Raw genomic sequence first — 25,883 nt, forward strand, 5'->3', positions numbered from 1 at the left:
GCTCCCGAGTCGCACACCACTGGAGAGTCGCGCCGACGAGCGCGACCCGTTCACCGGAGGACGAAACATGAGCACCTCAGCATTCGCCGCCATCGTGGCGAAGTTCGCCGGGCTGGACCTCGCCGGCAAGGCGATCGTCGGCACCGTCGTCGCAGCCGGCGCCGTCGGGGCTGCGGCCGGGGTCCCGGCGATCGCCAGCGACCTCACCTCGCCGCCGTCGTCCGAGCAGAGCTCGACGGTGGCGCCGACGGCCGGCGCGACCGCGACGCCCACGGCCGGCCCGACAGCAGCGCCGAGGACGGAGTCGACGGAGCAGGCCGACCCGACTGCGGACCCGACCGAGCCGACGGCGGAGCCGACCGAACCCGAGGGCATGCGCCCGACGGACCTGCCGACCGAGGCCTCGTTCGGGCAGCGCGTGTCCGAGGACGCCCGTGACGGCGGCGTCGACGGTCGGACGATCTCGACCGAGGCGCACGTGCGGAACGAGCTGCGCCACGGCGTGGACGGCGAGCGGTCGGGCGACAAGCACGGAACGCCGGAGTCGGACGAGCCCACCGTGGCACCGACGGTTGCGCCGACGAGCGCTCCGACGGTCGCGCCGACCATCGCTCCGACCGTCGCCCCCACGAGCACGCCGACCACGCTCAACTGAGACCGCTCGGCCTCCGGGTCGTGTGACCGTCGCCCGACAGCGTCCCCCGGCTGTCGGGCGGCGAGGTCGTTCTTGGCGGGCGCGGGTCGCGCTACCTCCCGATGCCCCAGTTCTCGATCACGTAGTCCATGTCCTTGTCGCCGCGACCGCTCAGGTTGACGAGGATCGTGCCCGTCTCCATCTCGCGCGCCTTGACGAGCGCATGGGCGACGGCGTGCGCGCTCTCGAGCGCCGGGATGATGCCTTCCTTGCGGCTGAGCAGGAAGAACGCGTCCCGGCACTCGTCGTCGGTCGCAGTCACGTACTCGACGCGTCCGGCGTCCTTGAGGTAGCTGTGCTCGGGGCCGACGCCCGGGTAGTCCAGCCCGCTCGCGCACGAGTACACCGGTGAGGGCTGCCCCTCCTCGTCCTGGAGCAGGTAGCAGCGGAACCCGTGGATGATGCCCTCGCGCCCGTAGGTCATGGTCGCGGCGTGCTCGCCGGTCGCGGTGCCGCGGCCGAGCGGCTCGACGCCGATCAGCTCGACCGGGTCGTCGAGGAAGGCCGAGAAGATGCCGATCGCGTTCGAGCCGCCACCGACGCACGCCTCGACGACGTCGGGCAGGTTGCCGGTCATCTCCTGGAACTGCTCGCGTGCCTCGATGCCGACGACGCGCTGGAAGTCGCGGACCATGAGCGGGAACGGGTGCGGGCCGACGACGGACCCGATGCAGTAGATCGAGTTCTCGTAGTCGGCGAGGTAGGCCTCGAAGGCCGAGTCGACGGCCTCCTTGAGGGTGCGCAGCCCGTGCGTGACCGGGACCACCGTCGCACCGAGCAGCTCCATGCGGCTGACGTTCGGCGCCTGCTTCTCGATGTCGACCTGGCCCATGTGGATCTCGCACTCGAGACCGAAGTGCGCCGCCGCCGTGGCGAGCGCGACGCCGTGCTGACCGGCGCCGGTCTCGGCGATGAGCTTCTTCTTGCCCATGTACCGGGCCAGCAGGCCCTCGCCCATGCAGTGGTTGAGCTTGTGCGCGCCGGTGTGGTTGAGGTCCTCGCGCTTGAGGTAGATCTGCGCGCCGCCATTCAGCAGCGACAACGTGCGTGCGTGGTAGACGGGCGTCGGGCGGCCCTGGAAGTGCGTGCGGATGTACCTCAGCTCGGCGATGAACGCCGCATCGTTCTCGATCTCGTGGTAGGCCTTCGTGATCTCGGCGAAGGGCCCCTCGAGCTGGGGCGGGAGGAACTGCCCACCGTAGGCCCCGAAGAACCCGCTCGCATCGGGGACGGTCTGTCGTGCGGAGATCTGCCACGTGCCGGTCTGCTCAGCCATGAGTCACCCTCGTGAGACGTGTGCGGCGGTGCGCCGATGCCGAGTCTAGGGAGCGTGTGCCGGTGGCGTCCGGGTCTTGGGGGAGGCGGTTCGCGTGGTCCGACGGACCTACCGGCCCGGTGCCGGGCCGGTGGTGCCACGGACGGCGAGCGAGACGCCCAGGAGCGTGGCCGGTGCAGATCAGGCAGCCGGGTGGAACCCGGTCAGCGAGCGGCCGAGCCAGGTGAACGCCGTCGGCATCGCCGCGACCCAGACGGTCATCCGATGACCGGCACCCGGCAGGACGTCGGCCGTCACACGCAGCGGTGGGGTCGCCGCCGCGATCAGCCGTGCGTTACCGGGGTAGGACAGCGTGTCGGCCTTCGAGGTCTCGACCCAGAGCTGGACGTCGGGAGGGTCCGCGGCCGCGCGCTTCACGAGGTCGTACCGGTCCCACGCGGCGCTGCCGCGCGCGAACGGTTGGTAGGCCGGGTCGAACACGGGCGCGAGGTACCCGCCGAGCTCGATCGCCGCCCCGTAGGTGTCCGGGTGCAGGAAGGTCGCCATGGTCGCGCAGAAGCCGCCGGTGCTGAGCCCCATGGTGGCCCAGGACTGCGCGTCCGCCGCGACGCGGAGGTGCCCGCGTACCCAGTCCGGGACGTCCCGCGTCAGCCAGTCCTCCATCTGCGGCCCCTTGGCGCCTCCGTTGACGCACTCGGTGTCGAGGTGGTGGGGCGTCGAGTCGGGCATCACGAGGATCGGCTCCGCCAGGCGCCGATCCCTGGCGAGGCCGGCCACCATGCGCCCGAGGCCGATGTCGTGCGCGTACTCGAACGGGCCGCCCGGCACGCCGTGGAACGCCTCGACGACCGGGTAGCGGTGGTGCGCGAAGGCCGGGTCGGTGTACGAGCGCGGGACCCAGAGGTCGACCGACCCGGTCACCCCGCTCGTCGGACCGGGCACCGTGACCGTGAGGTACTGCCCGTCGGGTCCGGGGTCGGCGGTGAGCCCGGCGATCGTCGGTTCGGTGGTGGCCGACGGGTCGGCGCCGGGGTCGGTGGTGGCCGACGCGCCGGTGGTCGGCGTCGACGGGCCGACGGACGGCGCGCCGGCTCCCGGACCGCCGGCGACGATCGACGTGCCACCGGCCGGCGCCCCGTCCGAGACGAGGGACGAGGCGAGGTCGCTCCAGCTCGAGTACCAGGCGTACTGGGCGTTGAGCGTGCCGGACACGGCCGCGAGCGCCGTGACGACGACCGCGAGCTGCATCCCGGCCCGGCGCAGGTGGGCGAGAAGTGCGCTGCGGCGTCGAGTCGTCGGCCGGGTCCTGGGCCACAGGATGCTCGAGACGAAGGTGGCCGTCGCGACGAGCCAGAGCACCCAGGTGGTGCCCGCTCCGGTGAGTGACATGCGACCGTCCTGTGCCGAAGAGGAGTGAGGTGAGCAGGTCGTCCGATCCGCACGCCGTCGCGATCATGGCACGGCCGACCGGCGATTCCGGCACCATCCTGTGAGCGCGTCGTGAACGATGCCGGAAGATTCTGCTGGTTGCGTTGTTGCCTCTGACCAGCAGGTCTGTCCCGCCCACAGGCAGGTGGCGCATCATGCGGGGCGTGCTGCGTCCGCTCACTCTCGCGACGTTCCTGACCTCGTGGGTGCTCGACCCGCTGGGTGCCGGGCTCGCCGTCGCGCTCACCGCCGGGTACGTGGTCCTCGTGCGCCGGGTGCGCCGGCACGGTGGCCGCTGGAGCCGGTGGCGGGGTGCGGCGTTCCTCGGCCTCGGGGTGGGGTCGCTCGTGCTCACGACGTGCGGGGGGTTCGCCGCCTACCGGTCGGTGCTGTTCTCGATGGGTGCGGTGCAGGCGGCGGTGCTGTCCGCCGTGACGCCCGTGGGGATCGCGCTCGGTGCACCGGTGACGCTCGCCGAGCGTGCGCTCGGTCCCGCGGCGGTCGCACGCCTGAACCGTGCACTTCGCGGACCGCTGGCGCGCGTCCTGATGTTCCCCCTGGTCAGCTCGGTGCTGGCGGTCGGGTCGCTCATCGCGGTCTTCTACTCGGGCCTGTTCACGTCGTCGATGACGAGCGTTCCGGTACGCGACGGGGTGTACGCGCTGCTCCTGGCCACCGGGCTGCTCGTCGTCCTCCCGCTGCTCGGTGAGGAGCTGCTGCCGCGGTGGTGCACGGCGCCGGTGCGTGCGCTGTTCGCCTTCGCCGACGGTCTGCTCGACGCGATCCCGGGCATCCTCGTGATGACGGCGAGCACTCCCCTCGCGGCCGGCGTGCTGGGCTTCACCTCCCGGACGTGGGGGCCGACGCCGGCCTGGGACCAGAAGGTCGGCGGCGGGACGATGCTGGCCGTCGCCGAGGTCGTCGGGCTGCCGGTGCTGGGAGCGATCATCGCCGCCTGGGTGCGCACCGACGAGGCGGACGCGCGTGCCGTCGACGCGGTGCTCGACGCCCGTGCCGCGGAGTCGAGCACGCCGGAGCTGATGGCTCCGTGGTGGGAGTCGGACCCACGCTTCGCCGAGCGCGAGCGGTAGGCGCGCTCAGCTCTGCTGGAGGGTCTGCACGAGGTACTCGAGCTGCTCGGCGGTGAACGTGCCGGTGTGGCGGACGAGGAGCTTCCCGTCCGGTCCGATGATCGCGGTGAACGGCAGGCCGGGGATCCGGTAGGCGCCGGCGGCGGTGCCGTTCGCGTCGGCCAGCAACGGGTACGTCACCCCGCGCGACCGGGCGAACGCGGACGCGGCACCGGTCGGGTCGGAGACGTCGACCCCCAGGAACGTGACCGAGCTGCCGAGCACCTGGTGGGCGTTCTCCATGGCCGGCATCTCCTGGACGCAGGCGCTGCAGGTGGAGGACCAGAAGTTCACGACCGTGTACGAGCCGTGGGTCCCGGCGATCGACCTCGACCTCGACGCGTTCCCGAGCTCGGGGAGCGTGAGGTCCGGTGCGGACGCGCCGAGCACCGCGTCGCCGGTCGTGCTGCTCTGCGTCGGGCCTGCCACGTGCGTGCGCGCGCCCGACGGCAGCAGGTCGACGGCCATCTGCGCCATCGCGTGCCCGTAGAGCGCGGTGCTGGCCGACCCGGTCCCGAACTGCCCGAAGCCGACCTCGCGGCCCGTCGGGTCGATGAAGAACACCTCGACGCCGTGGGTCACGTTCTGGGTCGTAGGGTCGGCGGTCACCGAGACGTGGTAGCTGTCGGCGACCTGCGCGATCTGCGTCGTCGAGCCCGTGACGAACTCCCAGTTCGGGGTGCCGTGCAGGCCGTGCGCGTCGGACCAGGTGGCGACGTCGCTGACGGCGGTGTGGAACGGGTTGACGTTCACGCCCAGGAACACGACGTCCCTGGCGGCAGCGCCGAGGTCCTGGTCGGCGACGACGGTGTCCTGGGCGAGCAGCGTGCACACGTCCTCGCACTGGTCGTCGTTGAACGACAGCACCACGGACCTGCCCTTGTACTGCGAGAGACTCACCTGGTGACCGTGCTGGTCGGTCAGGGTGAAGTCCGGGGCCATCAGGACGGGCGGCGGGAGCACGTCGAGCTGCAGGAGGTCGGCGGCGGCGGCGTTGATCCCGGGCTCGACCTCCGTGCCGGAGGCCGACGCGTGCGGGAGCCCGATCGCCACGATCACGGCGATCGCCGCCGCCACGACGAGACCGCCACCGGCCCAGGCGAAGGTCATGGCGCGGCCGCGCGGACGTGCCTCAGGCTGCGGGGTCTCGGTCATGGTCGGCGGTGCCTTTCCGGGGTGCGGTGCGTGGTGTCGGGACGGGGGAGGCGAGCGAGCGCCGGACGACGACGACGAACGCCGCGAGGACGATCGCGCCGAGCACGACGGCCGAGCGGACGGGGTCGGTGCCGACGGCCGTGGTGAGTCCGGTCTGGACGTGGCCGACCGCTGCCGTGACCGGGGAGCTCCCGGTGGGGTCGCGCAGGTCGGTGAGCCAGTAGTAGAGGAGGTACGCGCCCGAGAGCGTGAGGACGAGCCCGGAGACGACCGGGAGCGCGCGCGAGGCGGCCCGCACGCGGCGCAGCGCCGTCGCGCCGGCGGTCGTCGTGACGACCGCGGCGGCGGTGACGAACAGTCCCATCCCGAGGGCGTAGGCGAGGTACGTCGAGAGTCCCGCCCATGCGCCGCGGCGGGTGAACGAGCTGCCGACGGCGGCCAGGAACAGCGGGAGGGAGCAGCTGAGCGACCCGATCGCGTACGCCGCGCCGTAGCCGAGCATGGCGAGCGCCGAGCGACCGGGCCTGACCCGCGGCGCCGGGAGGTGCAGGCTCGGCGCGCGACCGGCGAGCGTGAGGACCCCCGCGACGGTCATGCTCAGGCCGACGACGATCATCACCCACGGGAGCCACCCGGCGACGAGCTGGACCCCGCTCTCGACCATCAGCCCGAGGGCACCGAAGACCGCGACGAAGCCCCCGCTCACCCCGGCACCGGCCAGCAGGCTCCGGGCGATCCGTGCTCCGTCGCTGCCGGTCGGTCGACCGGTGAACAGGGCGAGGTACGCGGGCAGCATCGGCAGCCCGCACGGGTTCACCGCGGCGACGAGCCCGAGCGAGAAGGCGTACAGGACCAGGCCCGTGCCGGACGAGGGCGGGGTCACGCCGGCGTGGTCCGGTCGGTCGGGCCGGGGTTGGATGCGCGGCTGGGCGTGCGACTCACCGCGCTGCCCCGTCGGCACGGGCGAGAGCCTGCAGGTAGGCGTTGTAGTCGGTGAGCTCGGTGTCGTCACCGCGGGCCTGGCGGCGGTCCGCCGCCCGGGTGCTGCGTTCCTCGGAGCGTTGCCACGCGACCACGAGGGCGCCGAGCACCAGGAGGGTCGGGATCTCGGTGAACCCCCACGCGATGCCGCCGCCGGTCGCCTGGTCGGCGAGCGGCACGACGTGCCAGCCGGGCATGGGCATCGCGTAGAAGTGGACGAGCAGAGCCGTCGACATCATGACCGCGATGCCGAAGAACGCGTGGAACGGTGCCGTCGCGGCAATCTCGAGGACGGAGACGACGGGGCCCGGCATCGCGTGCGGGCCGCGGCGGGAGGTGCGCGGGTTGGGGTCGACGCCGAGGACCCCCCAGAAGTAGAGGAACCCGACGATGAGGAAGTGCACGAGCATCAGGTTGTGACCCCACCAGGTGCTCATCAGCTCGTCGAAGACCGGCGTGTAGTACAGGCCGTACAGGCTCATGATGAACAGCACGAACGTGACCGCGGGGTGCGTCAGAGCCGTGAGCACGCGCGAGTGGAGCAGCCGCAGGAAGCCGCGCCGGACCCTTCCGCGCCGGCCGGCGCCGGTGGGCAGTGCGCGCAGCAGCAGCGTCACGGGTGCGCCGAGCACGAGGAAGACGGGCGTGAGCATGTTGAGCACCATGTGCTGCACCATGTGGACGCTGAACAGCTCCATCCCGTAGCCGTCGATGCCGGTGGCGGTGACGAGGACGACGGAGGCCACCCCGACCAGCCACCAGACCGTGTGGTGAAGGGGCCAGCGGATGCCGCGGCGGCGCAGCGCGACGACGCCCCACACGTAGAGGACCAGAATGACAAGGGCGATCACCGGCAGGATCGGGATCGGCTGAGGGTGCCATGCCACGAGTCGCGCCAGCGTCGGGGGTTGTCTGGGCATCCACATCGGACCGCTCATGGACATCGGTCCGCCGGAGGTCGGTGACGGCATCGCCATCTGCCAGGGCACGGGTCAGACCCCCGGGACGACGAGCTGGTCGGCGAGGGGCTCTCCTGCCGCGTGGGCGAACAGCTCGAAGCCGGCCCGGACGACGTCCTGCTCGTCGGGGGTGAGCCGGCCGAGCACCGCCGCGATCTCGCGCCGTCGGGCGTCGGTGACGTCGGCCACCACGCGGACCCCGTGCTCGGTCGCCGAGATGATCACCTCGCGACGGTCGACGGTGCCGGTCGACCGGGTGACGAGGTTGCCGGCGACCATCCGGTCGGCGAGGCGGGTGAAGCTCGACTGGTTGGCGCCGAGGTGCTCGGCGAGGTCGCCTGCCCGCATCGGGCCGTGGTTCGACAGCACGACGAGGACGCGCAGCTGGGGCGTCGTGACGGCATCGCCCAGGGTGGCGAGCGATCGGGCGATGAGCCCGACCAGTGCCCGCGACGCCGTGAGGGTGGCGTCCACGACGTCGGGTGGTGCGGGGGAGGCGGCCACGTCAGCCGGGCGCGCAGGGCCGGTGTGCGGGTCGGCCTGCAGGAGGGGGCGGGACATGGTTGCCACGCTACATATGTTGCCTGGCAGCAACCTCCGAAGAACCTGGACGCCGATACCCCCGCGGGTATTTCCTCGTCGCGCTGGAGTCAAGAACCTTGGGTGTGAGATAGGTCACACGAACTGGACAACCGTTCACTACCCCGAGGGCCGGTCGATAGGGCACATGACATCGACCACATCCCCCCTGGAGTCCCCATGTCGAGCGCCGTCCTGCCTTCCGCGTCCCGTCGCGGCCCCTCAGCCTTCGTGAAGGACCGGTCGGTGAGCACCAAGATCCTCTCGGTGATCGGCCTGCTCGTCCTGGTCGTGATCGGGTCCGGGACGCTGGCGATCACCTCGCTCCGAGCGGTGGCGCATGACAGCGCCATGCTCGCCGACGTCCAGGCGAACGTCGTGGTCCCGCTCAGCGGTCTCCACGAGGCACAGCTCAAGGCCCGCATGCTCGCGGCCCAGGTCGCCGCGGCGGAGGGAGCCGACGCGAAGAAGAAGTGGCTGGCCGACCAGGTGACCAACGACGGAGAGATCGACGGGGAGATCGCGGCGTTCGAGAAGGCCGCGCCGTCGGTGTTCCCGGGGTGGAAGGACTTCGTCACCGGCTGGGCAGCCTGGAAGCAGGCGCGCGACACCAAGCTGATCCCGCCGGCGCTCGCCAACGACCGGACGGGCTATGAGGACGCGCTCCTCAACGTGACCGAGCCGCTGAAGGACGCCTACCTCAACAACCTCGAGCTCGTGCAGGGCGCCGTGACCACGTACAGCACCGGGGTCGCCGCCGACGCGGCGGCCGGCTCGAGCTCCGCCATCCGGACGCTGGTGATCTCTCTCACGGTCGCGCTCGCGGCCGCGATCGCCCTTGCCGTGGTGGTCGCCCGCGGGATCGTCCGCTCGGTGGTGTCGGTGAAGCGGTCGGTGGAGGGGTTGGCGCGGGGTGATCTGACGGTGCGTCCGGCGGTGTTCTCCGGTGATGAGCTGGGGCAGATGGCTCAGGCGTTGGTGGTGGCGCAGGATGCGTTGCGGGGTGTGGTGTCGGGGGTGGTGGAGACGGCGGGGACGGTGGCGTCGGCGGCGGAGGAGTTGTCGGCGAGTTCGTCTCAGGTGTCGGCGGGGTCGGTGGAGACGAGTGTGCAGGCGGGGGTGGTGGCGGCTGCGGCGGAGCAGGTGAGTCGCAATGTGCAGGCGGTGGCGGCGGGGGCGGAGCAGATGGGGGCCTCGATCCGGGAGATTGCGCAGAATGCGAATGAGGCGGCGCGGGTGGCGGGTCAGGCCACGGGGGTGGCGGCTGCGACCAATGAGACGGTGGTGAAGTTGGGGGTGAGTTCGCAGGAGATCGGGAACGTGGTGAAGGTGATCACGAGCATTGCGGAGCAGACGAATCTGTTGGCGCTGAATGCGACGATCGAGGCGGCTGGGACTGCCCCGGGTCTGGTTGACACCTGATCTGTGAGGATCTGGTCCTCGCTGGAAGGATGTCCCCGTGGCAAAGCCCTATCCTCAGGAGTTCCGCAACGACGTCGTGGCCGTGGCCCGCAAGGGCCAGGCACCGCTGTCTCAGATCGCGAAGGACTTCGGCGTCTCCGAAGGCTCGCTGGCGAACTGGATGAAGCAGGCCGATGTCGAGGACGGCAAGCGTCCCGGTCTGAGCGAAGACGAGCGCAAGCAGTTGCGTGAGGCGAACAAGAGGATCCGCCTGCTCGAGCAGGAGAACGAGGTCCTACGGCGCGCTGCTGCCTACCTGTCGCAGGCCAACTTGCCGGGAAAATAGTCTTCCCTCTCGTCCGTGAGATGGCCGCGGCCGGCGCCCGCATCAGGGTGCCGGTCGCGGTGGCGTGCAGGGTCCTGGGTCTGACGACGCAGGGGTACTACAAGTGGCTCAAGAACCCCGTGTCCCAACGGGACTGGGACGACGCCCACCTCATCGACGTCCTTTACGAGATCCATCAGGACGATGCGACGCTGGGCTACAGGTTCCTCACCGACGAGCTGGCCGACGAGCACGGCATCGTCGTGGGCGAGAACCGCGTGCACCGGCTGTGTGGCATCGCCGGCATCTACGCCTCTCATGCGAAGAAGAAGACCAGCAAGCCAGGTGCCACCGGCCCCGCTCCGCATGACGACCTCCTCGCGGTGGTTGACGAGCACGGCGTGGTCCGTCACGAGTTCGTCGCCGAGGCTCCCAACAAGGTCTGGTTGTGGGATATCTCCGAGCACCCCACGCGCGAGGGCAAGCTCTACATCTGCGCGATCAAGGACCTGTACTCCAACAAGATCGTGGGCTACTCCATCGACTCGCGGATGAAGGCGTCGCTGGCGGTCTCAGCGATGCGGAACGCGATCGCCCTGCGCTCACCGGTGAGAACGATCTGTCACTCGGACAGGGGCGGTCAATTTCGCGCCAAGAAGACCCAGCGCCTGCTCGCGAACAACGGCCTGGTCGGTTCGATGGGCCGCTCATACGGAGCCGGCGACAACGCCAGCATGGAGAGCTTCTTCTCCCTGCTCCAGAAGAACGTCCTGGACACCCGCCGCTGGGACACCCGCCAGGAGCTCCGGCTGGCGATGGTGACCTGGATCGAGACCAAGTACAACCGTCGCCGCCGACAGCGCGCCCTGGGCAAGCTCACCCCCGTCGAGTTTGAGATGATCTACGCAGCCGCAGACGCGGCCTGAGAACCATCAACCCCGAGTGTCAACCAGACCGGGGGCAGTCCCGCTCGTGCGGGTGAGGCGGGTAAGGGGTTCGCGGTGGTGGCTGGTGAGGTCAAGGAGTTGGCGCAGGAGACGGCGCGGGCTACGGAGGACATTGCGCGTCGGGTGGCGGCGATCCAGTCCGATACGGCCGGTGCGGTGCGGGCGATCGGGGAGATCAGTTCGATCATCGCGAGCATCAATGACTTCCAGCTGACGATCGCCAGTGCGGTGGAGGAGCAGACGGCCACGACGAACGAGATGAGTCGTGGGGTGGCGGAGGCGGCGGCGGGGTCGGGGGAGATCGCGGTGAACATCACCGGGGTCGCCTCGGCTGCCGATTCCAGTGCGCAGGTGCTGGGGCAGATGGGTGACGCGGTGACCGAGCTGGCCCGGTTGTCCACCGACCTACGCACCCGCATGGCCACCTTCACCTACTGACCCCCACCCCACCGACCCCCACCCCCACCCCCCACCCCCCACCCCCCACCCCCCGCACCCCCCACCCCCGACCCCGAGCCGCACCACCCGACCCACACCCCGACCTGCACCACGCGTCGCGGGTCGCGTCACGCGAAGGTTCCCCCCGCCGGGGGCTTACCTTTGGCCCCGCGCACGCCGATGAAATCTGCGATGCGTGCTGCCCGATCGCCGCACGGCACCCCGGAGGAGGTCGACATGGCTCAGCGCCGTCTCTCGACCGCGCCTCGCTGGTCCGCGAGTGCAGATCCGGGTGGGGAGCGTGCCGCGCTCCGGGCGACCGTCGCGCGCACCGCGCGGCAGAGTCGTCGGCGCAGCAGCCTCATGCGCCTGATCGGGCTGGTCGACGGCATGCCGGGACCCGGGTTCGTGTGCGACGACCAGGGACGGTTCTTGCACGTCAACGACGCGTTCGAGGTGATGACCGGAACCGTCCGGAACGACGTGATCGGGCGTTCGGCCCTCGACGTCATGCCGCCGGACGTCGCGCACGTGTTCGCCGCAGCGGGGGCGAACGCCACCTCGGGCGGCACCCACACGGCGCATCTCGTCATGACGACACCGGCGGGTCCCCACCGGATGATGCGGGTGTCGTGGGTGCCGGCCTCGTTCGGGAGCTGCACCGGCACCGTCGGCTTCGCGATCGACGTCACCGGGCTCGAGTCGGCGGGTGCGGACTCCGCGTGGCTCTCGGCGCTCGTCACGTCGACCGCCGATGCGGTCGTGAGCATTCGCGACGGAGTCGTCGTGACCTGGAACCCGGCTGCCGAGACGGTCCTCGGCTACTCGGCGAGCGAGATGGTAGGCGCGCGCGCACCCCGCTTCGCCCGGTCGCTCGCCGCCGACCGTACGCGCTGGCTCGCGCTGATCCGTCGGGTCGAGGAGGGTCACGCCGTGCGGGCGGAGACGTTGCCGTGGCTCCGCCCGGACGGCACGGTCCGGATGGTGGCGGTCACCGGGACCCCGGTCCCGCCGGACGTCCGCGGACGTCGGGGGACGTCGTGGATCGCGCGGGACGCCGACGACGTCGCCAGCTACACCCGCGAGCTCGAGCGGATCGCTCGCACCGACGAGCACACCGGGCTCGCCAACCGCCGGGCGTTCGACGCCGCGATGGCGGCGGCCGAGGCGTCGAGGGAACCCGGCATGGCGCTCGTCGTCGACGTCGACGACTTCTCGGGAGTCAACAACACGCTCGGTCACCGCGGCGGGGACGGCGTGCTGCTCCTCCTCGCGTCACGGCTGCGCGCCGTGTGCGGGGACACGCTGGTGGCCAGGATCGGCGGGGACGAGTTCGCCGTCTACTGCCGCGGGGGTGACGAGGAGGACGCCCGGTCGCTCGCCGGGCGCATCCGCGACAGCGTCACGGAATGGATCGGGGCCGAGTCCGTCGCGGAGGTCGACGGGTCCGCGCCGCTGCGGATCACCGCGAGCATCGGCATGGCCTCCACGCTGACGGGCCCCGGTCACACCGTGCTCGGCGACGCGGACATCGCACTCTGGGAGGCCAAGCGTCGTGGCCCCGGCGAGATCGTGAGCTTCACGCCCGAGCTCTACGCGGTCGTGCACCGCCGCCGACGGCTCACGGCCGACCTCCTCGTCGCGGCCGAGCGCGACCAGCTCCGGGTCGTCTACCAGCCGGTCGTCGACATGCGCGACGGCGACCTGACCGGGACCGAGGCGCTCCTGCGGTGGGAGCACCCGGAGCTGGGAGCGATCTCGCCGGTGGAGTTCATCCCGCTGGCCGAGTCCACGCGCGCGATCCACGTGATCGGTGAGTGGGTGCTGCGGACCGCCCTCGCCGACGCCGCCGACTGGCAGCGCACGCCAGGTCTCGAGGGGGTCGGCGTCGCCGTCAACGTCTCGGTGCGGCAGCTCACCGATGCGGCCTTCCCGGAGCTCGTGGACGCCGTCGTGCGCGAGGTGGGGCTCCCGGTCGGGCTCCTCACCCTCGAGGTCACCGAGACGGCACTCGCCGAGAACCTCGACGAGCTGGTGCCGGGCCTCGCGCGACTGCGTGCGCAGGGGGTCGGGCTCGCGATCGACGACTTCGGCACCGGATACTCGTCGCTGTCGTACCTGCACCGGATCCCGGCGACGGGCATCAAGATCGACCGGTCGATCACCGCCGACCTGACCACCGACATCTCCGCAGTTGCGATCGTCGAGAGCCTCACCCAGCTCGCCGGCACGCTGGGGCTCGACGTGATCGCCGAGGGCATCGAGGAAGAGACGGAACGAGGCGTCCTCACTGGTCTCGGCGTCGGCCACGGGCAGGGCTGGCTCTTCTCGAAGGCGATCGAACGGTTCGAGCTCGCGGAGGTCGCCGTCCGTGCGTGGAAGCCACGACCGAGCCTCTCCGCACCGACCGACGCCCTCCCTGGCCCATCGCGCGACGGCTCGCTGACGGCGACGTACACCATGGACCGCGAGCGTCGGGTCGTGACGTGGGACGACGGCGCGGAAGTGCTCACGGGCTACCCGTCCACGCGAGCGGTCGGGCAGCCGTGCCACCACGCCCTCCTCATGCACACCGACGAGGACGGCCGCCTCCTGTGCGGCGAACGCTGCCCGATGCTCGCGGTGATGGCGGACGGCCGGCCGCGGGACGCGCGGGTGTACTTCCAGCACGCCGACGGGCACCGGGTGCCCTCGCTGGTGCACGGCGAGGCGATCCGTGACGAGTCGGGTGCGATCGTCGGCTCGATCGAGACGTTCACCGACGACTCCCCGCACCGGGTGAGCGTCGCGCACGCAGAGGCGGCACTGGCTGCTGCCCGCACCGACGCGGTGACGGGCCTGCCGAACCGGCGGCGCGCGCTCGTCGCCCTGGCGGACTGGCTCGTGAGCCCCGGGGGGCCGGCTGCGGCGGTGATCCGCATCGACCTGATCCCCACCCGCGCCGGTGCCCAGGCCGACGACCCGGAGACCGCGGACACGGTCGTCGCGACGGTCGCGCGCACGTTGTCCGGGGCCGCCCGCCCGGCGGACTACCTCGCCCGCACCGGTCCCGCGCAGTTCCTCGTGCTCGCCTCCGCCGAGACCGTCGCCGAGCTCGACCGCCGGGCCACCGCGCTGCACCGGCTCATCGCCGCGACCGCACCCACCCGCGATGGTCGGCGCGTGCCGGTGCGCGCCGAGGTCACGGTCGTCCACGTCACTCCGGGCGACACCTACGTCGAGGTCCTCGCGACCGCCGGCATACCGGCGGCGACCCCGGACCTGGTGCGGATGCCATGAGCGCCGACCTCGGAGGCGTGCCGACGGGTGCCGTCCGAGGTGCCGTCCGCCAGGTCCTGCCGTTCGCGTTGGCGACGTCGGTGGTGCCCCTGACCGGGCTCGTCGGACGAGGTGTCGTCGTCCCGTCGGCGTTCGCGCTCGGGGTCGTCCTGATGGTCCTGGTCCTTCCGGTGGTCGTGCTGCTCCAGCTGCGCGCCGTGGGACGCCTGCTCCGATGGGCGGCGCTGGTCGCGACGTTCGCGGCGATGGCGCTGATGCTCCAGGGCATCGGCGGCGCCGACACGGGCGGGATCATCGTTCTCCTCCTCCCGGTCGTGTGGATGGCGCTGTACGAGCGGCGCACCCAGGTGATCGCCGCCCTCGGTCTCGAGTCGGTGGCGTCGGTCGCGCTGCACGCGGTCGACCCGGTGAACCCGTTCAGCGCGGAGGACGTCCGCCGGATCGTGGTGTTCCTCGTGGTGTCGTCGCTGACCGCGTGGGCGATCGCCCGCCTCGTCGCCCAGCTCGCCCGGAGCGAGCGGGCGGCGCACAAGGGGCTCGAGACCCTCGCCGCCGTGACCGCGGCCGCACGGGCCATCCGGAAGAGCGACGACGCGCGGACGACCGCCTGCGAGGCGGCGCGGGCGGTGACGGGTGCCTCGAGCGTGCTCCTGCTCGAGATGGACGGGCCCGATCACCTGGTGCTCACCGCCACGGCGGGGGCGCCGCTCGAGCCGGTCCGGATCACCCTGACCGAGAGGTCCGTCTCGGGACTCGCCTACCGCGACGGGACGCCGCGGTACGTCGGTGACGTCATCGGCGACCCGCAGGTCAACCGCCGGCTGCTCGCCCTCACCGGGGCCCGGAGCCTTCTCGCCCAGCCGTTCTCCCACGGCGGCCAGACGCGCGGCGTCGTGGTCGCCACCTGGCAGGAGCCGCACCCCGAGTCGGCCCCCGAGAGCCTGCACACGCTCACGCTCCTTGCCGAGGAGTTCGGCTCCGCGCTGGAGCGCATGGACCTCGACGCCGCGCTCGAGCATCGCGCGACCACCGATCCGCTGACCGGCATGGCCAACCGGCGCGTCTGGCGCGAGGCCCTGCCGGGGATGATGACGGACGCCGGCAGCCTGAGCGTCGCCCTCCTCGACCTCGACCACTTCAAGATCTACAACGACAGCCGCGGGCACCTCGCGGGGGACAGCGTCCTCTCCGCGCTGGGGCGGTCGTGGCTGGCGATGCTGCGCCCCGAGGACCTGCTGGTCCGGTGGGGTGGCGAGGAGTTCGCGCTCGCGCTGCCGGACTGCCCGATCGACCAGGCGGTCGACGTGCTCGAGCGTCTCCGGGCGCACGTCCCCGAGGGCCTGAGCGCCTCCGCGGGACTGGCGCTCTGGAACGGGACCGAGACGATCGAGGGACTGCTCGCGCGCGCCGACGCCGCGCTGTACGAGGCGAAGCGGACGGGGCGCGACCGCACGGTGGTCTCGGCCGACGAGGCGCACGCCGCGACCACCGGGGGGCGCAGCAGCACGGCCCGCTGACGGCCGACTGCGACGAGGTCGGTGCCCCGGGCCGGACGCTGCTCCGCTTGCGGGCTCGTCGGGGTGGATGGACGGTGGAGGTGCACGGTCCTCCAGGAGGCGCCGACATGCCCACACGTTCGTCCGTCGGATGGTTCCCGCACCCGGGCGCGTGCCCGGACGCACCGGCCCGCGGGCGGACGGCCGTCGGTGTCGACGTCGTCGACGTCCCGAGGTTCGCCCGGCTCGTGGCGCTGCGCGGACCGATGATGGCCGACCGGGTGTTCTCCCCGGCGGAGCTCGAGACGTGCCGCGGGAGCCCGCAACGGCTCGCCGCCCGGTTCGCCGCCAAGGAGGCCGGCGCGAAGGCGCTGGGGCTCGGCATCGGGCCGCTGGCGTGGCGGGACGTCGAGGTCCGGACCGGCGCGCGGGGTGCGCCGGTGCTGGTGCTGCACGGCGCCGCCCGCGTGGCCGCCCGAGCGCAGGGCCTCGACCGCTGGTCCGTGAGCCTGTCCCATGACGCGACCCGCGCCGTCGCGTTCGTGGTGGCGACCGAGGCGCGCCGAGCGGGGCGGTGACCATGAGCCATCCGACGATCCACAAGACCCCTGCCGACCTCCGGGTCGCCCCGAACCTCCCGGCGGACGCCGCGGAGCGTGCGAGCTTCTCGTGGGACGTCGCACGGTCGTGGCTCGACCACCTGCCCGACGGCGCCGGGCTGAACATCGCGCACGAGGCCGTCGACCGGCACGCGCACGGTGCACGCGCGGACCACGTCGCGATCCGGTGGCTCGGCAAGCACGGCGAGCGCGAGGACCTGACCTACGCCGAGCTCGCGCGACGGACCAACCGCTTCGCCGGGGTGCTCGAGGCGCTCGGCCTCGCTCGCGGTGACGCGGTGTTCGCGCTGTCGGGGCGGGTCCCGGAGCTGTACGTCGCCGCGTTGGGGACGCTCAAGGCCGGATGCGTCTTCTCGCCGCTGTTCTCGGCCTTCGGCCCCGAGCCGGTGCGCCAGCGCCTCGAGATCGGCGCGGGTCGCGTGCTCGTCACGACGCGCGCCGCCTACGAGCGCAAGATCGCGCCGATGCGCGGGGTGCTGCCGATGCTGCAGCACGTGCTGCTCACCGACCTCCCGGCCGGCGCGTCGGCGCCGGACGGCACCCTCGTGCTCGCCGACCTGATGGCCGACGCCTCCGACGTGTACCGGATCGCCCCCACGGACCCCGAGACACCGGCGCTGCTGCACTTCACGAGCGGCACGACCGGGACCCCGAAGGGCGCCGTCCACGTCCACGAGGCCGTCGTCATGCACTACGCGACCGGGCGGTTCGCCCTCGACCTGCACCCCGACGACGTCTACTGGTGCACGGCCGATCCCGGCTGGGTCACCGGCACGTCGTACGGGATCGTCGCGCCCCTCACGCACGGCGTCACGAGCATCGTCGACGAGGCCGAGTTCGACGCCGAGCGGTGGTACCGGATCCTCCAGGACGAGCACGTGTCGGTCTGGTACACCGCACCGACCGCGATCCGTCGGCTCATGCGGCTGGGGGACGCGCTGGCCCGCGGCGTCGACCTCCGCGCGTTGCGGTTCGTCGCGAGCGTCGGCGAACCGCTCAACCCCGAGGCCGTCGTGTGGGGCGCCGACGTGCTCGGCCTGCCGATCCACGACAACTGGTGGCAGACGGAGACCGGCGGGATCATGATCGCCAACACGATCGCCGCGGACATCCGCCCCGGGTCGATGGGGCGCCCCCTGCCCGGGGTCGAGGCCGGGGTGCTGCGGCGCGGACCGCACGGCGTCGAGGTCCACGAAGGCCACGTCACCGAGCTCACCGAGCCGGGTGTCGAGGGTGAGCTGGCCCTCCGGCCCGGCTGGCCGTCGATGTTCCGCGGCTACCTGCACGACGACGAGCGGTACCGGAGCTGCTTCGTCGACGGCTGGTACCTCACCGGGGACCTCGTGACCCGCGACGCCGACGGGTACTACTGGTTCCTCGGCCGCTCGGACGACGTCATCAAGTCCTCCGGGCACCTGATCGGCCCGTTCGAGGTCGAGAGCGCGCTGCTCGAGCACCCGGCGGTCGCCGAGGCCGGGGTGATCGGCACGCCCGACGACGTCGCCGGCGAGATCGTCAAGGCGTTCGTCGTCGTCAAGGCCGGGGTGACCGCGGACGTCGCGCTGCAGCGCGAGCTCATCGGGTTCGGCCGGGCTCGGCTCGGGGCGGCCGTCGCCCCACGCGAGCTCACGTTCGTCGACGACCTCCCGCACACCCGCAGCGGCAAGATCATGCGCCGGCTCCTGCGCGCCCGCGAGCTCGGCCTCGCGATCGGCGACCTGTCCACTCTCGAAGGGGAGGACCCGACATGACCACGGACACACCGGTGCGGCACGACGGGCTCGACGGTGCCGACGAGCTGCACCTGCTGCGCGAGATGCTGCGGATCCGTCGCTTCGAGGAGCGGTGCGTCGAGCTGTACAGCGCGACCAGCATCCGCGGCTTCATGCACCTGTACATCGGCGAGGAGGCCGTCGCGGTGGGGGCGATGGCGTCGCTGCGGCCCGACGACGCCGTCGTCTCCACGTATCGGGAGCACGGCCACGCGCTCGCCAGGGGCGTCCCGGCGGGCGACATCATGGCCGAGATGTACGGCAAGGTCGAGGGCTGCAGCCGGGGGCGCGGCGGCTCGATGCACCTGTTCGACGTCGGCCGGCGGTTCTACGGCGGCAACGCGATCGTCGGCGGTGGCCTGCCGATCGCGGTCGGTCTCGCGCTCGCCGACCGGCTGCGCGGGCGGGACCGGGTCACTGCGTGCTTCTTCGGGGACGGGGCCGTCGCCGAGGGCGAGTTCCACGAGTCGGTGAACCTCGCCGCGCTGTGGTCGCTCCCGGTCGTGTTCTTCTGCGAGAACAACCTGTACGCGATGGGGACGGCGCTCGCCCGCTCCGAGTCGCAGACCGACCTCGCGGCCAAGGCCGCGTCCTACGCGGTCGACGCGTCGTCCGTGGACGGCATGGACGTGCTCGCGTGCCGGGACGCCGCCGCGCGTGCCGTCGCGAGAGCCCGCGCCGGGGACGGGCCGGCGTTCGTCGAGTTCCGGACCTACCGGTTCCGGGCGCACTCGATGTACGACCCCGAGCTGTACCGCGCGAAGGACGAGGTCGACCTGTGGAAGACGCGCGACCCGATCGACGCGCTCGCACGCCGGCTCACGGATGCCGGCCGGCTCACCACCGAGGAGCGCGAGCGGATGGAGGCCGAGGTCGAGGCGGAGGTCGACGGCGCCGTCGCGTTCGCCGAGGCCGGGACGCTCGAACCCGTCGAGGACCTCGCACGCTTCGTCTACCTGAGGAGCCCGTCATGACCGCCGGGACAGGAGGGACGACCACCCTGACGTTCCGCGAGGCCTTCCGCGAGGCCATCCGCGACGCGATGCTGCGCGACGACCGGGTCTTCGTCATGGGCGAAGACGTCGGCCGCTACGGCGGGTGCTTCGGTGTCACGCGGGGACTCCTGGAGGAGTTCGGCCCCGAGCGCATCCGGGACACCCCGCTCTCGGAGTCCGGGTTCGTCGGCGCCGGCATCGGTGCGGCGATGAACGGCATGCGCCCGATCGTCGAGATCATGACGGTCAACTTCAGCCTGCTGGCCCTCGACCAGATCATGAACAACGCCGCGACGATGCTGCACATGTCCGGCGGGCAGGTCAACGTGCCGGTCGTCATCCGGATGACGACCGGGGCGGGGCGGCAGCTCGCGGCGCAGCACTCGCACAGCCTCGAGGGCTGGTACGCCCACATCCCCGGGTTGCGGCTGCTCGCACCGGCCACGCTCGAGGACGCCCGCGGGATGCTCTGGACCGCGCTCGAGGACCCGGACCCCGTGCTGATCTTCGAGAACGGCGCCCTGTACCCGGTCTCCGGTCAGCTCGCCGATGACGCCGGCCCGGTCGACATCGACACCGCGGCGATCCGACGGTCCGGCGACGACGTCAGCCTGATCGCGTACGGCGGCTCGGTCCCGCGCGCGATGCAGGCGGCCGAGCTCCTCGCGGCGGACGGGATCGCGGCCGAGGTGCTCGACCTGCGCACGCTGCGTCCCCTGGACACCGCGGCGATCCTCGCGACGGTCACGCGGACGCACCGGGCGGTCGTCGTCGACGAGGGATGGCGCAGCGGCAGCCTCTCCGCCGAGGTCGTCGCACGGATCGTGGAGGGGGCGTTCTACGAGCTCGACGCCCCGGTCGTCCGGGTCTGCGGCGCCGAGGTGCCGATCCCGTACGCGCAGCACCTCGAGCAGGCCGCGATCCCGCAGCCGGAGGGCATCGCGCTCGCGGCACGTGAGCTGGTGACGGCGCATGGCTGAGTTCCGGATGCCGTCGCTCGGGGCGGACATGGACGCGGGCACCCTCGTGGCGTGGCACCTCGCGGTCGGCGACCACGTCACGCGGGGCGACATCGTCGCGGAGGTCGACACCGACAAGTCCGTGATCGACGTCGAGACCTTCGCGACGGGCACGGTCGAGGCGATCCTCGTCTCCGAGGGGCAGCGGGTGCCGGTGGGGACGCCGCTCGCGATCATCCGCGAGGACGCCGAGGTCCCGCAGAAGGACGTCGTCGCGCCGCACGAGGGTCCTGCTGCGCCGCACGAGGGTGCTGCGGCGACGCGCGAGGGTGCAGTGCCGGCGCACGAGGCCGGCCCGGCCGTCCGCGACGCCGCCGGAGCCCCGGTGCCCGGTCCCGACTCGCGCGCCGGTCGGCGCCCGGTGTCGCCGCTGGCGCGCCGGCACGCCCGGTCCCTCGGCGTCGACCTGGCGGACGTCACGGGAACGGGTCCGGACGGTGTGGTGACGACGGCCGACGTCGAGCGGTTCGCCGCAGCGCGTGGGACGGCGGAGCGTGGGCCGGCTGAACGGGGGCCGGCGGAGCGTGCGACGGCGGAACCCGGCGGGGCGGAGCCTGTCGCGGCGGGGCAGGTCGCCCCGGCGCGCGCCCCGCTGAGCGGTGCGGAGCGGCAGTCGGCCCTGCGGCGGGCGGTCGCGGCGTCGATGGCGAGGTCCAAGCGGGAGATCCCGCACTACTACCTGGCGACCGACGTCGATGCGTCGCGCGCGGTCCGGTGGCTCGACGACCGCAACCGCGTCCTCCCCGTCACGCAACGGGTGCTGCCGGCCGCGCTGCTCCTCAAGGCGACCGCGCTCGCGCTGCGCGAGACGCCGGACCTGAACGGGTTCTGGGAGGACGGAGCCTTCCGTGCGGCGGAGCACGTCCATCTCGGCGTCGCGGTGGCGTTGCGCGGTGGGGGCCTCGTCGCCCCGGCGATCCACGACGCGGATCTGCTCCCCCTCGACGACCTCATGACGCGGCTCCGCGACCTGGTGGGGCGCGCCCGTGCGGGCGGGCTCCGCTCGTCGGAGATGTCCGACCCGACGATCACGGTCACGAGCCTTGGTGACCAGGGTGTCGACCTCGTGATGCCGGTGATCTACCCGCCGCAGGTCGCGATCGTGGGGATCGGGCGGATCCGGGAGCGGCCGTGGGCGGTCGACGGGATGCTCGGCGTCCGGCCGATCGTGACCCTCACCCTCGCGGCGGACCACCGCGTCACCGACGGCCATCGGGGTGCCCAGTTCCTGACCGCCCTCGACCGACTTCTGCAGGACCCGGAGGCGCTGTGATGGACGAGACGACGATCCGTTCGACCGTGCTCCGCGTGCTGGGGGAGGTGGCGCCCGAGGTCGAGCTCGGCACGGTCGACCCGGCCGAGGACCTGCGCGACCAGCTCGACCTGGACTCGATGGACATCCTCAACCTCGCGATCGGGCTGTTCCAGGCGACCGGGGTCGAGGTGCCCGAGCGCGACTACGCGCGCATCGTGACCGTGGACGGGTGCGTCGCGTACCTGGCGGCCGCGCTCGCGTCGACCTGAGGTCCGTTCCCTGGGCCCCACCTGGGAGTTCGTGCCTGCCACCTGTGGATTCGGTGGGAATGCCTCACCGCGCCACCGGGTGCCCCGATGGGCAGCACAGGCGCTCGCCGGGCGTCACGACTCAGAAGGTGGGACAACGTGAGCATCAGTGCGATCGGTCCGGGGCAGAGCTCCTGGGCGCAGCAGGTGCAGCAGGTGGGCGGCAGCGCAGCGAACGGGCACGGCGGCATGCGCAAGGCCGGGATGGACGCGGCCGCCACCGCCCTCGGGATGACCCCCGACGGCGTGCGGTCGGCCCTGGGAGGCGGGCAGTCGCTGTCGTCCCTCGCCCAGGCCAAGGGGATCAGCGCCGCGAGCCTGGCCTCGACGGTCAGCGCGGCACTGTCCTCGGCGAACCCGTCGCTGAGCAGCGCCCGGGCCGAGCAGATCGCCGATCGCATGATCAGCGGTCCGAGCTCGGACGCGCGTGGCGCGGCGGGCGTCGGCGACGCGGACCACGACGGGGACAGCCACTGAGCTGACGCCGTCGACCGCGCGGGTCGGTCGTCCGGGACGTCCTCCGGGCGACCGACCCGCGCGGGCGGGGACGGTGCCGCGGGCAGGTCGACCGGGTCGTCGGTGATGACCTACCCGCGCGGGCGGGGTCGGCGCGCAGTAGCGTGGAGCGCGCATCCTCGACCGCCAGGAGGAACGGCCATGACCACGGACGACCCGTCATCCCGGCGCGACGACCCGGCGCGGACCTCACCGCCGTCGAGTGACGCGCGGACCCCACCGTCCTCCGCTCCGGCACCTGGCGCAGGACCGGCCGCCGGTCCTGTCCCCGCGCGCGACCCTGCGACGGCCGGCCCTGCGACGACCAGGCCCGCGACGACCAGCCCGACGACGCCCAGCCCGACGACGACCAACCCCGCGACGACCAGAGCCGCCGCGGCCTGGCTCGCGACCGCGGCCGCCCTGGTCGTCCTGGCGCTGCTGATCGTCCTGATCCTGCAGAACCAGGAGACGGTCGAGGTCCACTACCTCGGCCTCGCCGGGTCGTTGCCACTCGGGACGGCGTTGCTGATCGCGGCGGTCGCCGGAGGGGCGATCGTGCTGATCGTCGGTGTGGTGCGGCTGACCCAGCTCCGGGTCCAGGCGCGTCGGGCGCGGCGACGTGAGAAGCAGAGCCCGACGCGCGTGGCGCCGGGGACCGTCGACGGCTCGACGCCGAGCGCCCGCACGACGCGGCGCGAGCGGATCGGGCGCGACGACCCTCCTGGCCCGTAGCGTTGCGCCATGAGGCTGCTCTCGGTCAACACCGGCCCGCTCCGTCCCGGACCGCCGGACGGTCGTCCGACGGGGATCGTCAAGCAGCCCGTCGTCGGCGCTGTCCTGGTCGCGCCGCCCGGCCCTCGGGGCACGGTCGCCCTCGCCGGTGACGCCGTCGGGGACGCCCGGCACCACGGCGGGGTGGACCAGGCCGTGTACGCGTACGCGCGTGAGGACCTCGACCGGTGGGAGCGTGAGCTCGGGCGTGACCTCGCGGCGGGGACGTTCGGGGAGAACTTCACGACGGTCGGCGTCGACGTGACCGGCGCGCTGATCGGTGAGCGGTGGCGGATCGGCCCGGACGTCGTGCTCGAGGTGTCGAGCCCGCGGATCCCGTGCGCGACGTTCGAGGGCCGGATGGGGGTCCCGGGGTGGATCGCCCGGTTCATGGCCGCCGGTCGGCCCGGTGCGTACCTCCGCGTGGTCGTCGCGGGGGAGGTCCGTGCCGGCGATCCCGTCGAGGTCGTCCACCGGCCCGACCACGACGTGACGATCGGGGTGACCTTCCGTGCGATGACGCTCGAGCCCGAGCTGCTGCCGTCGCTGCTGCGCGCCGACGCGCTCCCCGAGCCGATCGTCGAACGCGCGCGCCGCCGCACCGGCACGGGGTCGACGAGCGCCGCGGGCACCGCAACCGTCGAGCCGTCCGACGTCGGTGGCCTGGATGCCTGAGCGGCACGGATGACCCTGATCGGCGGAGCGGGACCGGTGCTGGCGGTCGCGCTCCTCATCGGCGTGCTCGGGTTCGCCGTCCTCCGCCCGCGTGGGTGGCCGGAGGTCGTCGCGGCGCTGCCGGCCGCCGGGCTGGTCGTCGCGCTCGGGCTCGTCTCGCCGCATGCGGCCTGGACCGAGGTCGTGGCGCTCCTCCCGGTCGTCGCCTTCCTCGTCGCGGTCCTCGCGCTGTCGCACCTGTGCGCGGCAGAAGGGTTGTTCGCCGCGGCCGGTGACGTCATGGCGCGAGTCGCGCAGGGTCGCCCCCAGCGGCTGCTCGTCGCCGTGTTCGTGGTCGCGGCGGCGGTCACCGCGGTTCTCAGTCTCGACGCGACGGTGGTGCTCCTGACACCGGTCGTGTTCGCCACGGCTGCTCGCGCGGGGATGCGTCCGAAGCCGTTCGTCTACGCGTGCACGCACCTGGCCAACTCGGCGTCGTTGCTGCTCCCGGTGTCGAACCTGACGAACCTGCTGGCCTTCACCGCGAGCGGGTTGTCGTTCTCGCGGTTCGGGGCCCTGATGGCGCTGCCGTGGACCGTCGTCGTCGCGATCGAGTACGTGGTGCTCCGGCTGTTCTTCCGGACCGACCTCGGCGTCGGGCCTGCGGCCCGGCCGGCGCGGCGAGCGGTGCAGGAGCAGGTGCCGAACCAGGCGCGGGGTCAGGTGTCGACCGTGAGCGCGGTGCTCGTCGCCGTGACCCTCGTCGGGTTCGTCGTCGCCTCGGTGCTCGGGGTCCCGCCGGCGTGGGCGGCCGCGCTCGGGGCCGTCGTCCTGGCCGGAAGGGCGCTCGCGCAGCGTCGGACGACGGGCCGCGCGGTGCTCCGCGCGGCCAACCTCCCGTTCGCGGTGTTCGTGCTCGCGCTCGGGGTGATCGTCGCCGCGGTCGTGCGCTCCGGTCTGGGGGACGTGATCGGCCGGATCCTGCCCACGGGATCGTCGTTCGCCGACCTGCTGGCGGTGGCGGTGGTGGCCGCCGTCGCGGCGAACCTCCTCAACAACCTGCCGGCCGTGCTGCTGCTGACCCCGCTGGCCTTCGCCTCCGGCGGAGCGCCGGCGGTCCTGGCCGCGTTGGTCGGGGTGAACGTCGGACCGAACCTGACGTACGTCGGCTCGCTCGCGACGCTGCTGTGGCGGCGCGTGCTCCGCGACCACGGCGCGGACGCCGAGCTCGCCGAGTTCAGCGCGCTGGCGGCCTGGAGCGTCCCGGCCGCCCTGGTCGGGGGTGTGGGTGCACTCTGGGTGTCACTGACGATGATCGGAGCGTGATCCTCGTGGAGGTCGTGGTCTGGGTGACCGAGGCGACGTGGCCCGCCTGCGTCGAGGCCGTGCGCACGCACGTCCCGGCCAGCGCGCACGTCACGTTGCTGCACGTCGTGGACGAGGGGGTCGCCGGGGTGGCGACCGGAGCACTCGCGGGGCTGCTCGGCCGTTCCGGACGGGACCGGGTGCCGGAGGTCGGCGCGCTCGCCTCGGCCGCCGGTCTCGAGCTCCTGGCGGCGGCGGCGGACGACCTCGGGCGTGAGGCCACCGTCACGCAACGCAGCGGACGCGTCGAGCGGGAGGTCGTCCAGGCGCTGGCCGGTGCCGACCTGCTGGTCCTCGCCCGGGACGGCGACCTGCGCCGGCTCGGGCCGCACAGCCTCGGGCCCGCGACCAGGTTCGTCGTCGACCACGCGCCGTGCGCGACGCTCCTCGTCTGGCCCGGCCCGGCCCCCGAGGTCGCCTCGATCCCGCGCCCGCCCGACTGACCCCGGACTGCGCCCGCGTCTCGGTTGGCGAGACGTCGCCGCTCGACTGGTGGCGGCAACTCCGGCATCGCGCCCTTTGGTCCCATGTGCTGCTG

At 72.7% G+C, this 25,883-nt stretch carries 23 protein-coding genes and 1 pseudogene; 18 read left to right on the forward strand and 6 right to left on the reverse strand.

Translation table 11 applies throughout. The annotated features are described in order from the left end of the window. Positions 1 to 67: 67 nt before the first annotated feature. The gene (locus LJB74_RS12230) at positions 68 to 655 is read left to right on the forward strand and encodes a hypothetical protein (protein WP_259308793.1); all 588 of its coding nucleotides are present in this window, start codon (positions 68 to 70) and stop codon (positions 653 to 655) included. Between the two features lie 91 nt (positions 656 to 746). Here LJB74_RS12230 and trpB read toward each other — a convergent pair whose 3' ends face one another. Beyond that, complete coding sequence (gene trpB / locus LJB74_RS12235; protein WP_259308794.1) at positions 747 to 1,970, reverse strand: tryptophan synthase subunit beta; 1,224 nt, start codon at positions 1,968 to 1,970, stop codon at positions 747 to 749. Between the two features lie 180 nt (positions 1,971 to 2,150). Next, complete coding sequence (locus LJB74_RS12240; RefSeq protein WP_259308795.1) at positions 2,151 to 3,359, reverse strand: esterase family protein; 1,209 nt, start codon at positions 3,357 to 3,359, stop codon at positions 2,151 to 2,153. A gap of 203 nt (positions 3,360 to 3,562) precedes the next feature. On the opposite strand from LJB74_RS12240, the gene LJB74_RS12245 reads away from it, so the two are divergent. Continuing rightward, complete coding sequence (locus tag LJB74_RS12245; RefSeq protein ID WP_259308796.1) at positions 3,563 to 4,489, forward strand: cytochrome c oxidase assembly protein; 927 nt, start codon at positions 3,563 to 3,565, stop codon at positions 4,487 to 4,489. 6 nt (positions 4,490 to 4,495) lie between these two features. On the opposite strand, the gene LJB74_RS12250 is transcribed toward LJB74_RS12245, so the two are convergent. The 4 genes from LJB74_RS12250 to LJB74_RS12265 are packed head-to-tail and all read right to left on the reverse strand — an operon-like array spanning position 4,496 to position 8,184. Next, entirely contained in the window at positions 4,496 to 5,683 is a 1,188-nt protein-coding gene (locus LJB74_RS12250) for a redoxin domain-containing protein (RefSeq protein ID WP_259308797.1), read from the reverse strand. Beyond that, on the reverse strand, positions 5,661 to 6,566 hold the full coding sequence (locus LJB74_RS12255; protein WP_259308798.1) for a cytochrome c biogenesis CcdA family protein: 906 nt from the start codon (positions 6,564 to 6,566) through the stop codon (positions 5,661 to 5,663). The genes LJB74_RS12250 and LJB74_RS12255 overlap by 23 nt, the downstream gene beginning before the upstream one ends. Positions 6,567 to 6,621: 55 nt before the next feature. Next, positions 6,622 to 7,602: a cytochrome c oxidase assembly protein gene (locus LJB74_RS12260; RefSeq protein ID WP_259308799.1), complete on the reverse strand. Its 981-nt coding sequence runs from the start codon at positions 7,600 to 7,602 to the stop codon at positions 6,622 to 6,624. A 54-nt stretch (positions 7,603 to 7,656) separates the two neighbouring features. After that, entirely contained in the window at positions 7,657 to 8,184 is a 528-nt protein-coding gene (locus LJB74_RS12265; protein ID WP_259308800.1) for a MarR family winged helix-turn-helix transcriptional regulator, read from the reverse strand. Between the two features lie 264 nt (positions 8,185 to 8,448). Between LJB74_RS12265 and LJB74_RS12270 the strand changes: the two genes are divergently transcribed. From LJB74_RS12270 to LJB74_RS12345, 16 genes and pseudogenes are all read left to right on the forward strand, one after another. Beyond that, on the forward strand, positions 8,449 to 9,624 hold the full coding sequence (locus tag LJB74_RS12270; protein ID WP_259308801.1) for a methyl-accepting chemotaxis protein: 1,176 nt from the start codon (positions 8,449 to 8,451) through the stop codon (positions 9,622 to 9,624). 37 nt (positions 9,625 to 9,661) lie between these two features. Next, positions 9,662 to 10,854 (forward strand): IS3 family transposase gene (locus tag LJB74_RS12275; protein WP_259306689.1). Its coding sequence is split into 2 segments (ribosomal slippage): positions 9,662 to 9,940 and positions 9,943 to 10,854, totalling 1,191 coding nucleotides; the frame shifts between segments, so codons are not numbered across the junction. Between the two features lie 42 nt (positions 10,855 to 10,896). Further along, positions 10,897 to 11,313, forward strand: a pseudogene (locus tag LJB74_RS12280) (methyl-accepting chemotaxis protein); the annotation flags it as partial. Positions 11,314 to 11,550: 237 nt separating this feature from the next. Beyond that, a complete protein-coding gene (locus tag LJB74_RS12285) occupies positions 11,551 to 14,592 on the forward strand; it encodes an EAL domain-containing protein (RefSeq protein ID WP_259308802.1) in 3,042 nt (1,013 codons plus the stop codon). Then, positions 14,589 to 16,109, forward strand: a complete 1,521-nt coding sequence (locus tag LJB74_RS12290; protein WP_259308803.1) for a sensor domain-containing diguanylate cyclase — start codon at positions 14,589 to 14,591, stop codon at positions 16,107 to 16,109. Before LJB74_RS12285 ends, LJB74_RS12290 begins: the two co-directional genes overlap by 4 nt. Before the next feature lie 107 nt (positions 16,110 to 16,216). Further along, positions 16,217 to 16,666 (forward strand): holo-ACP synthase, encoded by a 450-nt coding sequence (locus LJB74_RS12295; protein ID WP_259308804.1) that lies wholly within the window; start codon positions 16,217 to 16,219, stop codon positions 16,664 to 16,666. Positions 16,667 to 16,668: 2 nt separating this feature from the next. Further along, positions 16,669 to 18,459: an acetate--CoA ligase gene (gene acsA / locus LJB74_RS12300; protein WP_259308805.1), complete on the forward strand. Its 1,791-nt coding sequence runs from the start codon at positions 16,669 to 16,671 to the stop codon at positions 18,457 to 18,459. After that, complete coding sequence (gene pdhA, locus LJB74_RS12305; RefSeq protein WP_259308806.1) at positions 18,456 to 19,454, forward strand: pyruvate dehydrogenase (acetyl-transferring) E1 component subunit alpha; 999 nt, start codon at positions 18,456 to 18,458, stop codon at positions 19,452 to 19,454. The genes acsA and pdhA overlap by 4 nt, the downstream gene beginning before the upstream one ends. Next, entirely contained in the window at positions 19,451 to 20,455 is a 1,005-nt protein-coding gene (locus LJB74_RS12310; RefSeq protein ID WP_259308807.1) for an alpha-ketoacid dehydrogenase subunit beta, read from the forward strand. The genes pdhA and LJB74_RS12310 overlap by 4 nt, the downstream gene beginning before the upstream one ends. Further along, positions 20,448 to 21,767, forward strand: a complete 1,320-nt coding sequence (locus tag LJB74_RS12315; protein WP_259308808.1) for a dihydrolipoamide acetyltransferase family protein — start codon at positions 20,448 to 20,450, stop codon at positions 21,765 to 21,767. The genes LJB74_RS12310 and LJB74_RS12315 overlap by 8 nt, the downstream gene beginning before the upstream one ends. Beyond that, positions 21,767 to 22,018, forward strand: coding sequence for an acyl carrier protein (locus LJB74_RS12320; protein WP_259308809.1), 252 nt, complete (start codon positions 21,767 to 21,769; stop codon positions 22,016 to 22,018). The genes LJB74_RS12315 and LJB74_RS12320 overlap by 1 nt, the downstream gene beginning before the upstream one ends. Positions 22,019 to 22,156: 138 nt before the next feature. Beyond that, entirely contained in the window at positions 22,157 to 22,534 is a 378-nt protein-coding gene (locus LJB74_RS12325) for a hypothetical protein (RefSeq protein WP_259308810.1), read from the forward strand. A 180-nt stretch (positions 22,535 to 22,714) separates the two neighbouring features. Continuing rightward, positions 22,715 to 23,287 (forward strand): lipopolysaccharide assembly LapA domain-containing protein, encoded by a 573-nt coding sequence (locus tag LJB74_RS12330; protein WP_259308811.1) that lies wholly within the window; start codon positions 22,715 to 22,717, stop codon positions 23,285 to 23,287. A 9-nt stretch (positions 23,288 to 23,296) separates the two neighbouring features. Further along, the gene (locus LJB74_RS12335; RefSeq protein ID WP_259308812.1) at positions 23,297 to 24,001 is read left to right on the forward strand and encodes an MOSC domain-containing protein; all 705 of its coding nucleotides are present in this window, start codon (positions 23,297 to 23,299) and stop codon (positions 23,999 to 24,001) included. A 9-nt stretch (positions 24,002 to 24,010) separates the two neighbouring features. Further along, positions 24,011 to 25,306: an SLC13 family permease gene (locus LJB74_RS12340; RefSeq protein ID WP_259308813.1), complete on the forward strand. Its 1,296-nt coding sequence runs from the start codon at positions 24,011 to 24,013 to the stop codon at positions 25,304 to 25,306. Next, a complete protein-coding gene (locus LJB74_RS12345; protein WP_259308814.1) occupies positions 25,303 to 25,788 on the forward strand; it encodes a universal stress protein in 486 nt (161 codons plus the stop codon). Before LJB74_RS12340 ends, LJB74_RS12345 begins: the two co-directional genes overlap by 4 nt. Positions 25,789 to 25,883 lie beyond the last annotated feature (95 nt).

It is taken from the genome of Cellulomonas sp. P24 (genome assembly GCF_024704385.1).
GTDB lineage: Bacteria > Actinomycetota > Actinomycetes > Actinomycetales > Cellulomonadaceae > JAJDFX01.

Excerpts from the sequence above, each read along its gene's own strand:
- trpB (WP_259308794.1), bottom strand. The coding sequence starts at position 1,970 with ATGGCTGAGCAGACCGGCACGTGGCAGATCTCCGCACGACAGACCGTC.
- pdhA (WP_259308806.1), top strand. The coding sequence starts at position 18,456 with ATGACCACGGACACACCGGTGCGGCACGACGGGCTCGACGGTGCCGAC.
- LJB74_RS12230 (WP_259308793.1), top strand. The coding sequence starts at position 68 with ATGAGCACCTCAGCATTCGCCGCCATCGTGGCGAAGTTCGCCGGGCTG.
- LJB74_RS12310 (WP_259308807.1), top strand. The coding sequence starts at position 19,451 with ATGACCGCCGGGACAGGAGGGACGACCACCCTGACGTTCCGCGAGGCC.
- LJB74_RS12265 (WP_259308800.1), bottom strand. The coding sequence starts at position 8,184 with ATGTCCCGCCCCCTCCTGCAGGCCGACCCGCACACCGGCCCTGCGCGC.
- LJB74_RS12335 (WP_259308812.1), top strand. The coding sequence starts at position 23,297 with ATGAGGCTGCTCTCGGTCAACACCGGCCCGCTCCGTCCCGGACCGCCG.
- acsA (WP_259308805.1), top strand. The coding sequence starts at position 16,669 with ATGAGCCATCCGACGATCCACAAGACCCCTGCCGACCTCCGGGTCGCC.
- LJB74_RS12320 (WP_259308809.1), top strand. The coding sequence starts at position 21,767 with ATGGACGAGACGACGATCCGTTCGACCGTGCTCCGCGTGCTGGGGGAG.
- LJB74_RS12240 (WP_259308795.1), bottom strand. The coding sequence starts at position 3,359 with ATGTCACTCACCGGAGCGGGCACCACCTGGGTGCTCTGGCTCGTCGCG.
- LJB74_RS12340 (WP_259308813.1), top strand. The coding sequence starts at position 24,011 with ATGACCCTGATCGGCGGAGCGGGACCGGTGCTGGCGGTCGCGCTCCTC.
- LJB74_RS12290 (WP_259308803.1), top strand. The coding sequence starts at position 14,589 with ATGAGCGCCGACCTCGGAGGCGTGCCGACGGGTGCCGTCCGAGGTGCC.
- LJB74_RS12250 (WP_259308797.1), bottom strand. The coding sequence starts at position 5,683 with ATGACCGAGACCCCGCAGCCTGAGGCACGTCCGCGCGGCCGCGCCATG.
- LJB74_RS12330 (WP_259308811.1), top strand. The coding sequence starts at position 22,715 with ATGACCACGGACGACCCGTCATCCCGGCGCGACGACCCGGCGCGGACC.
- LJB74_RS12285 (WP_259308802.1), top strand. The coding sequence starts at position 11,551 with ATGGCTCAGCGCCGTCTCTCGACCGCGCCTCGCTGGTCCGCGAGTGCA.
- LJB74_RS12295 (WP_259308804.1), top strand. The coding sequence starts at position 16,217 with ATGCCCACACGTTCGTCCGTCGGATGGTTCCCGCACCCGGGCGCGTGC.
- LJB74_RS12315 (WP_259308808.1), top strand. The coding sequence starts at position 20,448 with ATGGCTGAGTTCCGGATGCCGTCGCTCGGGGCGGACATGGACGCGGGC.
- LJB74_RS12260 (WP_259308799.1), bottom strand. The coding sequence starts at position 7,602 with ATGAGCGGTCCGATGTGGATGCCCAGACAACCCCCGACGCTGGCGCGA.